The following is a 14,671-nucleotide window of genomic DNA, read 5'->3' as shown; positions in this document are numbered from 1 at the left end:
GGGAAGTGGGAAAAATTAACAATGAAAAAGATATATACTTTCTGCATTATTGCAAGTTCTATTTTTGTTCAAAATCTAATCTTTAGTGAAGTTCCTAATCATAGTCGTAATACTCCATTTAGTTTTAATGAAAAACAATATATTCAAACAAGAATTGAAGGACTTGACAATATTTCTCGTAATGCAATTAAAATTTCTAATAGTATAGTTTATTTTGGAACTTCACGGGGAATTTATTTTTTGCCTGATGATACAACAAAAGCAAAAAAAATTAATGGAATTGATGATAATGTTCTTGCTTTAAGAGTTGATCAAAAAAAATAATATTTATTATGTAAACGAAGATCATCAAGTATATATTTATGATGGTAATAATGGAACAATTGATAAAATTGAGGGTTTAAATGATGAATTAGTTGATAATCATATTACTGTTCTTGCATTAGACAGTAATGATACTTTGTATTTAGAGACTTTTGCTGGAATTTATTATTTATTATCAGGGTCAACTAGAGTTAAAAAATTTATTTATGATAACAATAGTGATAATAAAGTTGCTAGAAAAGTTTTTGCTTTAGTGATTGACCACAACGATAATTTATATTTTACTACTGATGAAGCTAATTTTTTTTCAATTCAAAAATTAAATAATAAGTATAGTTTAGTTGACGAACATAAACTTAATGAATTAATTTATGCGTTTGCTGTTGATAAAGAAAATAACATTTATTTTGGTAATTATGTGTATTCAAGTATTGAAAAAGAATTAAGCGAGAGATTGATTTATTGGATAAAACAGCGTTATCTATTACTGTTGACAAAAATAATAATGTTTATTATTCAACAGTACTTGCTGGGGTGTATTTTTTAAAAAATAAAACAAAACAGGTTGGAAAAACTAATATTTTTGGAACTTCTGTCCATACAATTACTATTGACCAAAATGATAATATTTTTATTAATAATAATGAAGGTCCTTTTATTTTTCAAGTTTACGAAGAACTTGTTGTTCCACCTGCAGTAAAGCAAAAAGACACTTTGGTTGTTGAAATTTTAGGATATGTTTTTTTAAGTTCTTCTGGTGAAGTTGGGCTATCTTGTTTGGGCACATGATTGTGGAATAAATATCGGTATAAGAAAATAAGCCGAAAGTAAAACAAGATTAATAAAATTTTTTAAAATAACGTTTTTTATTTGACTTTTAACAAAAATTATAATACTATATTACTTGGTATTGTACCATAGTCATCAAAATACCATAGACAGCAACGGATTTTATTAAATCTTAATTATGTTGCCGAGGCATTATTGAGATATAGAACAATGACATGTTTTTATATTATTTAAATAATGTTTTAGGCAATTAATCCACTTGGTTAATTGCCTTTGCTTTTAAAATTATTATTAGGGAGGCGAAGAATGAAGCCAGCAATGAAAATTAAAACAGCAGTTGTTAATGAAATTGTTAATAACTTTAAAAATGCTAATTCAGCAGTTATTGTTGAATATCAAAAATTAACGGTTGCTGAATTTACAGAACTAAGAAGAATGCTTACAAAACAAGATGTAAACATTAAAGTATATAAAAATAACTTAGTAAGTTTGGCTGCTAAAGAGGCAGGATTTGATGAATTAGACCAATTTTTAACAGGTGCTAATGCTTTTGCGTTTGGTACAGGTGAACAGATGGCTGCCGCAAAAACTTTAGCAAAATTTGCAAAAATACATCCAGCAATAAAATTAAAAGCTGGAATTTATGAGGGTAAAGTTTTAGATACAAAAGCAATTGTTGAAATTGCAGCATTACCAACAAAAGATGAATTATTATCAATGTTTGGAACAAGTTTACTATACCCATTACGTATGTTTACAATAGTAGTTAAAGAAATTGCTAAAACAAAAACTGAATAATTAGTTATGTTATTTAAAGATTTTATAGAAAAATCTTAATGAGGAGGAAAATATTATGGCATTATCAAAAGATGATATTATTAAAGCATTAGCAGAAATGAAATTATCGGAATTAAATGAATTAGTAAAAGGAATTGAAGATCATTTTGGTGTTGTAGCTGCAGCAGCAGTTGCTGCTATTCCCGCAGAAGCAGGAGCAGCAGCTGGTCCTTCAGAGGTTAATATTGTATTAACAGATACAGGACCAAGTAAAGTTGCAATTATTAAATTAGTTAAAGAAATTACTGGAAAAGAATTAATGGCAGCAAAAGCAATTGTTGATAAATTACCAGCAGTAATTAAAGAAAAAGTAAAGATAGAAGAAGCAGAAGAAATTAAAGGACAATTAGTAACTGCTGGAGCTTCAGTTGACCTTAAATAATTTAATTTTCTTAAAAAAAGCAAAATTAGCCCTTTGCTTTTTTTTTTTTTTTTTGTAAAATATTACTATGTAAAAATAAAGGAGTGGAAAAAATGTTAATAAATTTTTTATCTAATATCACTTTTAATAGATTTATTAACTTTATAAATAATATCTTTTCATCAATTTTTTTTTGAATTTTTATTTTTTTCATTATTAGCATTTTAATCCGCATTAGTTTTTTAAAAACAAAATCTATTAAAAATATTAATAACACCTTTACTAAATTTGTAATTATTAGTTTTATTTTTACTTTTATTAGCAATTTATCAATTTTGCTTGTTCTTAATATTTTTATTCAATTTTCTTTTGGTTGAATAGAAAGATCAACAATTAATTTATTAAATTTTATTTTTTTATTATTTGCTATCTTTCTTAGCACAACAAAGAAAAGATATTTTAATTTCATTATTTTATTTAATAAATTAATTGCTATTTTCTTTTTAATTATTTTTGCTCCAGTTATTTTTAATGCATTTTTAAAAACAAAAAATAACTCATTTTATTTAATTTTATGAATGATTGGTTATGGAAGCTTAATTAGTACTATTGTAATTAATAATAGCGTAATGGAAGTAAAACAAATTTTTCGGAGATTATCGTTTGGTTTTATTTTGTTATTATTGTGTTTAATTTTAAATTTATATTTTATTGAAAATATAAATGATATTAAATTATCAACAATTTTTAAAAATATTTTTATAATTATTTTACTTTGAATTTATTTTTGAAATGTTGCTTTAATAAATAAAAATAATCCTAAAACACAAAATCATAAAAAAAACAATGATGATTTAAAATATTTTGTTTTAGCAATTAAAAATAATTGTTTGAGTATGGATAAGCCAATTAAATATACAACAATTTTTATTAATGGTTATAAGCAGGTAATGATAATTTAATGTTATCTGCTGACTTTTAAATTAATGATTTTTATAAAAATTTAATAAATATAAAAGGAGTGAAGGAAATGAAAAAATTACTTTCTATATTATGATCTACAACTTTAATGTCAGCAAGTATGTTAGGGGTAGTTTCTTGTACAAAAGGAAAAAATAGTCAAAATAATAATTATTTTGATAGTGAACTTAATAAAATTGATCCAACAATTCGAAATTTAGTCAAATATACTAGTACAATTGCTAAAATTTTAATTGCTAGTCGTCATGAAAATATGAATATTTATGGGTTTCCAACATTACAGTATTTTTTAAACAATGTTGGAAGAAATTTAAAAGGAGTCTTTACTACTAAAAGCGGGAAAGAAATTAAGATTAAAGATTATGTTGAAGAATATAAAAAATTAAATAATCTTTATTATAATCCTTGAAAAGCAACAGATAATAATTATCAACCAGAGCGAAATACTTATAATTTAATGTCATCAATTGCTGCAATGACTGATTTTTCAAAGTGAAATACAGAAGCTAACCAAGGACATCCTAGCAATACAACAGATGCAACAGGGCGTTACACAGATTTTGTTGCAAATCCAAATTTAGCATGTGCTCAATATGATACTGGAGCTTTAGCAAATACATTGTCACAAAAATCAGAATCAGTTATTAATTATATTAACAGAACGGCTGGATGAAGTAATTATTATGATTCATCATCGGGTCCTTATGTATCAAATATTTTATATCATAATTCACTTTCAACACCACCAACAAAGTCAATATTGTCTTATAAAGATGGTGGTGAAGAAATTAAATTTGGGAAGGCTGTGGCGAACCAGTCAAGTTCATTATATGATTTATTTGGTTTAAAATATTTTGATGAAGCAATCACTATATTAGGCCAATTTGGACCAGGATTAGAATTACCAGTTTTATATTCATTAGCACAATTATTACCATTTATTCAAAATAATCGTTCTGGTGAAAAAACTGCAGGAATTTTTTTGGCAGCACCGTTTTTTATTTTAAACCAAATAAAAAGTCAGTTTTTTGATAGCTCAGGTAATGTTAAATCAAATAGTCCATTATTAGAGATATTTAGTCGTGATACTATTGAAAAAACGGTTCTTAATGTTGAAAAACAAAGTGATGGTGAAGTAAATAACCCTGATAAAACAATTCAAAGTATGAAACTTTATGATATTTTTAACAGTCCAGTTGTGGCAAAATCTCTAACCGTGATTATGTCAGGGAAGAAACAATATTTAGATTTAACAAGTGATAAAAAAGAACATAAAAATGCTTTTTTAAAATGGTATTCTGTTCTAGGAAAATGATTTACAGAAGCTTTAGCAAAAGAAGGTTCAAATTTTGATGTTCAAAAATTTAATCGCATAATGTCAAACACGGTTTATGAGGGTCTTTTAAAATTCCAAGGCTTAATTGGGAATTTTGCTGAAGATAGTGTTGTAGCTTTAATTCGAACATTATTGCAAATGTTAAACGCACCAAACTTTGATTTGTTTAATTTATTAAAAGGAATTGCAGGATTAGCAAATTGATTTTACAGTAATGATAGTGAAGGACATTATAATTTAAATATTAATAATGTTAAAACAATTGATGATGTTTATAATGAAGGACCGAATAAAAATGGCTTTAAAGAGGACTTAATGGCAATTGATTCTAATAGTGAATATGCTAAGTTTATCTTAAATAGTTATGGTTTTGATGAACAAACAGGTCAATATAAACAAGGGTCATTATTTGATATCATTAATATTTGAGCGCATGGAGGAAATAATACTTATCCTGATCATGAATCAATGCATAAATTTATTACACAAATATTAGATTCACAAAATGGTTATATTGGTGAATTAACAAGTCAAGTTAATAAAGTAATGGCAGAAGATTGATTTGATAATATCTTCTTAGATCGAAAATGATATATTACAGCATCAGGAACTGGTGTAGATGGTTCAAAATTAGGGGCAATTGTAACTGATGGTTTTGTAACAGGTGTTCATTATCAATTAGATTACTATGGTCCAAAAGATGCTTCAACTAAATTAGAACGTCATAAAAAACCATTAGGATATACTGATCCCGCTTCAGGGAATTCTCCTTCATATGTTGAACAAGAAAAAGACCCAAAACAACGTCATAATATTGCACCAGAGGGCGAAACATGAAACAAACAAGATTGAGTTGATTATGATGGAATGGGTAATGAATATTTAACAAATAGTGACAAAATTAAATATAGTTATGTTGTTCAATTTAATAACCAAACTCGCTTCTTGTTTAATCCAGGGATTAAAGATGATTTAACAAAAAATTCATATTTATTAAGTGATTTTGTTTGATACTATAACAATACTCGTTATTATTAATAGTTAATTGAAAAAGAGGAGATCTAAAAAATGTTGCTGTTTTTACAAACATTAAAAAGTATGTTTAAGCAAAAAGCACAGTTAATTATTTTTATAATATTAGCTGCGCTTTTAACATTATTAACAACTTCTTCGTGAATTGTTAATACACGTTTATCTAATGCATATTCATTTATGGGGGAAGGAACTTTTGCTTATGATTATTTATTAAGATTTGACAGTAAAAAGAAAACAGGACAAAATGTTGAAACAATTACTCCATGATATGCTTTTAGCAATGATTATCATTTGATTACTGATGTTAATGGGGAACAGTGGACATTGCCTTATGTTCATTTAGGTGAAGATGGCGCATTAAAAGCTTTGGATAATAATGTTGAAATAAAATTTACTTTTGATTCTAAAGCAAATAAAGTAAGTAATATTATTTTTACTGATCTTGATAAAAGTGCACCATTTTTTTTAAATAATGGTTTATATCGTTTCAATGTTAATAGTGAAGCTTTTCAAACTTCTGTAATTGGACAATTATATGATCAGAAAGGTTATCTTTTTAATCAAAATAATTTACCTTTGATTGAAGAATTTATGAGTAATTTTACGCATAGTGATATTTCACAAAATACAATAAATTTAATTATTGCATATTTAAATAAAAAATATTCAGGTATAACAGATGAAACAAAATTAAAAGATACTGTTATTGATTTTGTTAATAATGGTATAACAAAATGAAAAAAAGATGTTGATTTAAGAGGAAGAGTAGATGAAATCCCTACTAAAGCTAGCATTGAAGATAGAATATTTGAGGAAAAATTAAATGGTGATTTAAGTTTTTTAGTAAAAGATACATCACAGCCTTTAACAAAAATTAGTCTTTATTATTCACCAACTATTAATAATAATCTTGATGTTGGTTATAATAATAATATTGAAAACGCTGTTTTTAGTGTTAATGATTTTTATAATCAAAATAATAAAAATAATAGTTTTCGGAATCAACCTTATTGGCCTTATGGTTTGACAAAAGCCTATTATGCATTAGTTGCTAAAGCTTCAAACTTTTCATTTCAGTTACGTGAACAATATGCATATTGAGATTTAACATCAAATTTAAAATATAAAATTATTAATTGAACACAATTATTATCGGATAATAAATTAAAATTTATTAAAAAATATGATTCTTTTGATCCAACTAATCCAATTAATGATGTGTATGTTGTTATTACGCCACAATTTGCGCGTAGTCAAAAATTAAAAGTAGGAGATCAACTTACAATTGGTAAAAATTCAAATTTCTTTGTTGGTGCTATTGGTGGAGATTCAGCTAATATTTATCCAACAATTTATGATACTGATGTTTTTCCAGATCCAAAAACAGATGGTATTATTTATGTTTCTGAAAAAGTTTATCGTAGTGAGTCTATTGCTGCTAAGACCGATATTGAAGAAAATTCTACATTATATATTAATTATGTTGGTTTACCGGAAAATAAAGGTACAGCCTTTGAAAATTTCAAAAAATATTTAGCAGCTGATTTTTGAAGTTTAAATAACCCAAGTGATAAAAATGCCTCATTACAAAGCCGTGATGAAACAAAGTTAGTTTACTTACGTTATTCTTTGTTAGGAACTACAATTAAATTTTATCGTACGATTACAATTATTTTATGTCTTATTTTCTTAATTATTTTAATTTTTACATTAGTAATTTTAATTAAAAAAATTATTAATCAACAAAAAATTGCAAATGGAATTTTAAAAGCAAATGGTTATAGTGGAATAACAATTGCTAGTTCCTATTTAGCTCATGCGATTGTAGTAACTGGAATTGGAGTTCCGGTTGGATGAATTATTGGTGTATTTTTACAATTACCTATTATGAGTGTTTTCAATAGTTATTTTGTTATTCCAGTTAATTTTTCATTTTCGTTAATTCCATTTGCAATTTGTTTTGGAATTATTGGTCTTGTTAGTAGTTTGTCAATTTTAGTAACAGCAATTCGGCAATTAATAATCAGCCCATTAGATTTATTAAATCCGAATAAAAATATTAAAACTTCAAAATTAGTTTATTCTATTAGTAATATTTTTCATTTTAAAAAATTTACAACAAAATTTCGTTTTGTGATGATGGCTGTTTCAATGAAAAAAATTGGTTGGTTTTTTTTAACATTTTTTGTTGCTAGTTTATCTTTAACATTAGCAACTTTAATTCCAACAGGAATCAATAAATTTAGTAAGGATTATTATGCCAATTTAAATTATGATAACGAGTATGAATATACAAACGTTATTGGGAATATTCCTTTTAGTCGCTATGAAATGTATGACTGAAATGGTTCTGGTTTTTCATCTGAGGCAGCATATCCCTTAATTAAAAATTCTTTAGTAAGTGATTATTTATATAATGGAGAATGGCTATCAACAAAAAATGATATTAATGCTAAAAATGCTAATTTATATACACAGAAATTAAATAATATGATTATTTTTAATTTTATGGTTGGAAAAGGAGCAAGTTTATCAATTGGTACTTTTTATAATATGTATAAACGTTATGGTGAAAATGTTGATATTCGAAATCAAATTGATACTTTATTATGTTCAACAATGCCACGTGCTTTTGGTAAATCACCAGTTCATCCAACAGACCCAAATATTATTGACCGTTGGACTTATTGTGCGCAATATGCGACAAGTGATATTATGCCAGGCAAAATTCGAGCAATGTGGTTAAAAGATGATTTGGCTAAATTACAATTTAATTTTACTTTTGGAACTTTAACTTATAATTCAAAAAATGAAGATGTTTATACCGGATATATAACAAATATATCAGATTCAAGTTTTATTCTTCCAACATATGGAATTAATATAAATAATAAAACAATTATTTTTCCAAATCAAACAATTAAAAAAATTTTAGATAATAGTAAAAATTTAAATATTAGGACAGATTTTATTCCAATGGTTGTAAATAAAGCCGCAGAAAGTAAATATAATTTATTCTTAGATAAAATAATTGAAACTACTACTAGTGTTCAGCAGTTACAATATTGTGATGATGCACTTCATTGTGCTGTTGACCAAGCAGCGTGGTCATATGAGTTACCAAGTGGTTGGTCTGATGACAATCTCAACCCGTTTACCCTTGATTTAACAAAATTAACAATTGGAAACAAAACACGTGTTGGTTTTGAAAATAAAAATGGTAAAGTTCAAGATTATTATAATATTAAAAATTTTGTTTTAAAATTACCAGTTGATGCTTTTGAACAAGGTGAATTTAAAAATTCAAGGATTTCTGCAACAACAGGACGTAGGTTACCAGGCTTGTTAGACCTTAGTAGTCCTACTGATCAGAGAGTGGTCACTAAAGAAGAAACTGAAGACGGTGATTATTATATTATTCATCCTTTTGATAATAAATTTGATAAAGAAATTAATGGCATAGGTGATTTAACAACCGGGTTTCCAACTAACTGATATCGAGAAGCATTACGCCAAGGATTATTAAAAATTGGGAAAATTACTAAAAATATTAAATATAAAGTTGTTGAGATTCAAAATTCATATGATGTTCCAAGAGCGTATGTAAATCAAGTTATTGCTAATAAAATTCTTGGTTTTGATACAAGTTCTAGTGAACTATATGATAACAAAGATGATAATTCAATGTTATGATTTAATGGTAAGTTTAGTAAATATTATGATCAAGTTGATCAAACAACACGATTTAATCTTTCTTCCTCAGATGGTTCCTATTCAATGAATGATTTTATGAATGGTCAATTAACTAGTGGGGTTGGAGGAACAGATTATTTAATTATTAAATCGCAAGTTATTGAAAAACTTGCTTGAATTTCAAGTATCTTAACAATTATTTTTGTTGTTATTACAATTATAACTGCTATTATTATTGTATATATTATGACAGAATCATTTGTTAATTCTTTCTTAAAATTTATGGCTGTGATGAAAGCTTTAGGATATTCAAATCGTGAAATTAATAGTTTAACATTAGGAATATTTACTCCGTTTGCTTTTCTAGCATGGATTTTAGGTGTTGGGATAATGTGACTAATCTTATGACTAGGTGTTTATGGGTTTATTGCAATTGCTAAAGTAATTATTCCATTTGGTTTCCCATGAATTACGATTCCAATTACTTTTATTTTAATGGCAGGAATATATTTAATAACATATTGAATTTCAACTTATAAAATTAATCATATGAGTATTCAAGAGCAAGTTAATGCAAACGAAGTATAAACCTAACAAAATAAAAAATCTAAGTAAACCTTAAATTTTTTATTTTCAAGTTATTTTTGAAGTTTTAGTTGTCATCTTGTTTTTTTTTTTTTTTTTTAATATAATTGAATTTGAACCTATAAACCAAAAAAAGATAAAATGGAGAAAATAAAATTGCGAAAATTATTTTATTTAATGATATTTATTTTTCCTATTACTACAAGTTTTAGTTTGATTTCAATTAATATATGATGAAAAGAAACAAAAAAATTAGGTATTTTATTAAAACCACAATCAATTATGACTAATAACAAATGAGGCTTAAATAGTCTTCGAGGTTACGATGATGGATTAATGCCATCGATTCGTAGTAATGTTATGTTGGGTTTACAAAATAACTTAGGATTAAATATTGTCAAAAATTTAAGAGTTGATATTTATTATGGTCATGTTGATGATAGTAATTTTTATAATGCAAAAACAATTAATTTTACTGATTTTACTAATACTAATTATATTTTTTGGTTTACTGTTGGAATTTTTACAACAGAAAAAAGTGAATTTTATGGACATAGTTTTTTACAGTTTGATTATCGTCCAATTTGAAATTTTATTAACAATCAATTTATTAAATTTGATAATTCAAAAGGACAAATTGACAGTGAAGATAAACTTGTTGATAGTTGAAATAAACTATTAAGTAACCAAGTAATTCTTAATAATTTTAATAAACAATTTCAAAAAATGGGATTAGATATTTCAGCTGGAATGGAATTACAACCAGGACAAATGACATTAAATAAGGATATTAGTTTTTTTATAAAATTAAGTAATAAATTTATTTCTGAAAAAGTTAATATGTTAACAATTAATAATGATTTATTTAAATATATTCCAGAACGATTGCAAGCATCATTATTTAAACTTCCTGGGGAAACTTTTACAATGAATACAGCAGCAACTATTAAGATTACAAGTAAAGATTTTAAAAATCATAATTTTGATTATGCTATTTTAAATAAAAATGTCACTTTAAATAATACCTTAGGTAGTTTATATGATGATATAAAATTATTTGTTATTAAGGCAATTGATACAATATACCATTATAATTTAGCAATGGGTGTTTTTGAATTACAATTTCGTAAAAATGGATATTCTGATCCTAATTTACTTGAAAAAGAAACAACATTAGATAAACTATATACCTTTTCTTCAGGCGGGAAGAAAAAGCATTGGGTATGATTAGAATTAATTAATGCAAAAGATACCTCACTAGATTTAAGCACTTTACCAGGTGTTCATTTAGGATTTATGGTTTAAGAGAGGAATAAACAAATGAAAAAAATATCGTTTAAAAATATGATTCAAATTTTATTAGTTGTTGTTTTAATTCCTCCTTTTGTGATGATAATTGTTAGTTGTAGTCGTTTTGAAGGGAATTATCCTGGTGGTGGTAGTGGCGGTCATTATGATAACCAGTTTAATTTTCAGTATGGTTGTGGTAATAATCAAAATCCACAAGCAGATGATAATTCATATTTCCATACTTTTTTTGGTGATTCAAAATTTACTTATAGTGCTTATAATGAAAATAAAAACGGTGATCCATTTTTTTATGGAAATCGTAAAGATTTATTAAAGTGTACAAATGATCATCCACGCTTAACAGCATGAAGAAATCAACATCTTAATACACAGTTAATTTTATTAAATAAGGAAGATATTACTAAATATAATGATTTACAAGTATCAATTGTAAATGATAATAAAGACCCAGCAATTATTAGTGAGATTGTTTTTTTAACTTATATTAAAGCTTTTCCAAATGCAGCAAGTTCTAATCGTTATATTTACCCAGGAGTACAATATATGCCTGATACGCTAGGAGAAAATACATTGTCTGAATTAACATATGATGTTCAATCGCTTTGAATTAGTCTTTTTATTGGGTCACAAGCAAAGCCGGGAATTCAAAATTTTACGATAAAATTAAGTTTTCGTTTTAATGGTCAAATTAAAACTAGTATTGAACGTAAGTTTAGTATTAAAATTAAAAATTATCTTTTAAAAACTGATGATTCAAATAAACCAATGCATGAACGATTTGGTTTTAGTGCTACATCATTTCCTTCAAATGGTATGAAATATATTGATACTGGTGATAATTTAAGACAGAAAAGAGCAAGTGTAAAAGAACTTGATGACAAAATTGGTCCTTTTGATAATAATTTACCAAGTTATTTATCCCCAAAAATGCGGCCATATTTATTAGCACATTTACAAGCATTAAAAAAATCTAATACATTTTACTTATATGGTCCTGGATGAAATTATCAATTAATTCAATGAGTAGGAAAATTAAATAAATCATCAGAAGGATGAACTGAAGAAGAATATGAAGATTATATTAAAAGTAGTGATTTAAATGTTGTTTTTAATGATCCAGATTGAGAATGAGAATTTGATTTTAATGCATTTGATGAATACTTAAAAGTTGCTGCTCAATTAGGATTTACGGAGTTTATGTTTTCAGCAATGGAACCAGGAGCCTTTACCTTTTTTTACCTTAAAAATGGGGCTAAAAAAGGTCCTCAACGTACATTTAATGCTGAATTAGTAAAATCAAGCAATGGTATGCCTGGGAAAAACTTTGATGCTTATTTAAAAACAATTCATAGTAAATTTATTAAAGCATTATCAAATCACTGAAATTTAATTCGAAACAAACCAGAATACTTAACACCAAATGGCAAACAAATTACTTTATATGAATCGTTTGATGAATTAGCAGATAAAACTAATGAATTAACAATGAAAAATGTGGCTGAAAATGACCCTTATAATCTTATTAAATCTAGTATTTTTGCTGGTTGGCGTTTTCGCTGTAATCCATTTGATGAAGATGATATTCAAAATATTTTTGTTAACAAATATGACCAAATGATTTTGCAATACCGTGAAATAGTCGAAAAATTTAATAATATTAATATTTATAAATTACGAAGTAATATTCTTCGTCGTAAAACATTTGGGAATGCAACTATGATTTATACTTCTTGAAATAATTTTCCAGCAGCATATATTCAATCTGATAATAGTGAACAAGTATGGGGACCTTTAATGGCTTATAAATTAGGAGCAAATGGTTATGTAAGATGGTCATATGATTTATATCGAGATAATTATTATGCTAAAAAAGAAATGAATGGTCAATTTGAATCGGGAGATGATAATTTAGTTTATGTTGGAAATATTCATGGTCCGCGTTATAGTGTTCGCTTTAAAAATTATATTGAGGGAATGGAAATGGTCCATAAAATGATGATATTAATGGAAATATATTCAGACAAAAAATATGATTTAAATCGAGTCCTGAATGCAATTGGTTTTCCTGCTTCAACAACAAGGGATAATAAATATAAGTGATATCCAACCCAATTTACATTAGATGATGTTGTGTTTGAACAACCAAGTTTAAATTATGGAAAAACAATAGGAGAACAAGTTTATGAATTATTTATGTATGTTAATTCATTATAAAGGAGGATTATGAAGAAGTTATTAGAGTCATTATTAGTAGGAACTATCTTATTTGGAAATATTAGTCCACTTATTGCTTGTAAAACTACACAAGAAGAGAATCTTAATTTTGATTTAGCACAAATTGATGAAACAGTATTTCAAAATTATTTATGAACAGTTGATCAAATGTTAGGTAGTGAACTTGACGGGTTTCAAACTTTACGGAGTACTATTCTTAAAATTATTCAAATTAATTTTGAAGAAATTGATCTTTTTAAAATTAATGTTGATATTTATTATGGCTATCATACGACACCTAATTCAAATTATTTAATTGACTTTAGTGCTGTACGAAACTTATTACCAATTACTTATTTTTCAATTCATATTACACCAAATAATTATGATCATTACCAAAATGAAAAATTAATTACAATTAATACTAATGTTGATTTAACTGAATTAAATATTTTAAAAAATAGTGTCTTATTTTATTCTGATAATCCAGTGCCATTTGATAATGCTAAATTAATAGCAGGATTTATACAAAATATTAATAATATTTTTCAAACGGAAGAAGGATACGAGGAGATTGTAGAATATTATAAAAGCAAAAAAATGTGAAATGACAATAATCCCTTACCAGTTGGATTCTTTAACTTGGAAATTAATGTTAAAAAAGATAGTAGTAACTTTCTTAAATTTGATGCATCAAGAGCAATGTTAATATTTAATTCCACAGTTGTTGAAAGTAATTATAAGGTAATCCTAGAAAGTAAAGGATTTAGTTTTTATAAAAAACCAGAGTTCTTATCATTTTGAAATGTTTCGATTGACAGTAATGATTTTAATGCTAAAGACTGAAGAAATATTGATTGGAAACCTATTGCTAACAAAACATATGCCGGAACAACAACTATTGCGGAAGTTGTTAATGATGTAACTGATTATTTAATTAAGTGATCAGTACATCTTCATAATTCACATTTTATGCAAGCAACTGATGTAAATGTTGTTTTGAAAAAAGGTGCACAGCCGAATTACTTAGATTTGTGGTCACCAACAACTCAACTAAAAAATTTATGAAAGAGTGCTGACCATGGGGGATTACCATATGTTTTTGCCTGATTTAAAAGTAGCAATAAAAATTATCTTAAAATTAATCATACAGCCGGAACTGTTGGTACACATGTTTCTTTTAAAATTACTTAAGGAAGGAGAAA

The 14,671-nt window shown here is 26.0% G+C and carries 11 protein-coding genes and 1 other annotated feature; all 11 genes read left to right on the top strand.

All coding sequences use genetic code 4. From position 1 onward, the window contains the following. The first annotated feature begins 21 nt into the window (after positions 1–21). The 11 genes from ACZ91P_RS14995 (at position 22) to ACZ91P_RS14945 (ending at position 14,660) form a co-directional block, all read left to right on the top strand. Positions 22–324 (top strand): hypothetical protein, encoded by a 303-nt coding sequence (locus ACZ91P_RS14995; protein WP_465157127.1) that lies wholly within the window; start codon positions 22–24, stop codon positions 322–324. Beyond that, positions 308–871 carry a hypothetical protein gene (locus ACZ91P_RS14990; protein ID WP_465157126.1) on the top strand — a complete coding sequence of 188 codons (564 nt, stop codon included), beginning with the start codon at positions 308–310 and terminating at the stop codon, positions 869–871. Before ACZ91P_RS14995 ends, ACZ91P_RS14990 begins: the two co-directional genes overlap by 17 nt. Then, complete coding sequence (locus tag ACZ91P_RS14985; RefSeq protein WP_465157125.1) at positions 859–1,155, top strand: hypothetical protein; 297 nt, start codon at positions 859–861, stop codon at positions 1,153–1,155. Before ACZ91P_RS14990 ends, ACZ91P_RS14985 begins: the two co-directional genes overlap by 13 nt. An 83-nt stretch (positions 1,156–1,238) precedes the next feature. Continuing rightward, positions 1,239–1,346: a sequence feature (ribosomal protein L10 leader region), on the top strand. Between the two features lie 73 nt (positions 1,347–1,419). Further along, a complete protein-coding gene (gene rplJ, locus ACZ91P_RS14980; RefSeq protein WP_465157124.1) occupies positions 1,420–1,911 on the top strand; it encodes a 50S ribosomal protein L10 in 492 nt (163 codons plus the stop codon). Between the two features lie 55 nt (positions 1,912–1,966). Further along, positions 1,967–2,332 carry a 50S ribosomal protein L7/L12 gene (gene rplL / locus ACZ91P_RS14975; protein WP_465157123.1) on the top strand — a complete coding sequence of 122 codons (366 nt, stop codon included), beginning with the start codon at positions 1,967–1,969 and terminating at the stop codon, positions 2,330–2,332. Positions 2,333–2,424: 92 nt separating this feature from the next. After that, positions 2,425–3,273 (top strand): hypothetical protein, encoded by an 849-nt coding sequence (locus ACZ91P_RS14970; RefSeq protein ID WP_465157122.1) that lies wholly within the window; start codon positions 2,425–2,427, stop codon positions 3,271–3,273. Positions 3,274–3,341: 68 nt separating this feature from the next. Continuing rightward, positions 3,342–5,666, top strand: a complete 2,325-nt coding sequence (locus tag ACZ91P_RS14965) for a hypothetical protein (protein ID WP_465157121.1) — start codon at positions 3,342–3,344, stop codon at positions 5,664–5,666. Positions 5,667–5,696: 30 nt separating this feature from the next. Continuing rightward, complete coding sequence (locus tag ACZ91P_RS14960) at positions 5,697–9,944, top strand: ABC transporter permease (protein WP_465157120.1); 4,248 nt, start codon at positions 5,697–5,699, stop codon at positions 9,942–9,944. Positions 9,945–10,097: 153 nt separating this feature from the next. Next, on the top strand, positions 10,098–11,246 hold the full coding sequence (locus tag ACZ91P_RS14955) for a hypothetical protein (protein WP_465157119.1): 1,149 nt from the start codon (positions 10,098–10,100) through the stop codon (positions 11,244–11,246). A gap of 15 nt (positions 11,247–11,261) precedes the next feature. Next, positions 11,262–13,466, top strand: coding sequence for a DUF4091 domain-containing protein (locus ACZ91P_RS14950; protein WP_465157118.1), 2,205 nt, complete (start codon positions 11,262–11,264; stop codon positions 13,464–13,466). Positions 13,467–13,475: 9 nt separating this feature from the next. Then, positions 13,476–14,660 (top strand): hypothetical protein, encoded by a 1,185-nt coding sequence (locus ACZ91P_RS14945; RefSeq protein WP_465157116.1) that lies wholly within the window; start codon positions 13,476–13,478, stop codon positions 14,658–14,660. Positions 14,661–14,671 lie beyond the last annotated feature (11 nt).

Source organism: Spiroplasma endosymbiont of Halictus nicosiae (assembly GCF_978018445.1).
The sequence above is the reverse complement of the archived record's forward strand: the minus strand, read 5'-3'. Positions and strand labels throughout refer to the sequence as shown.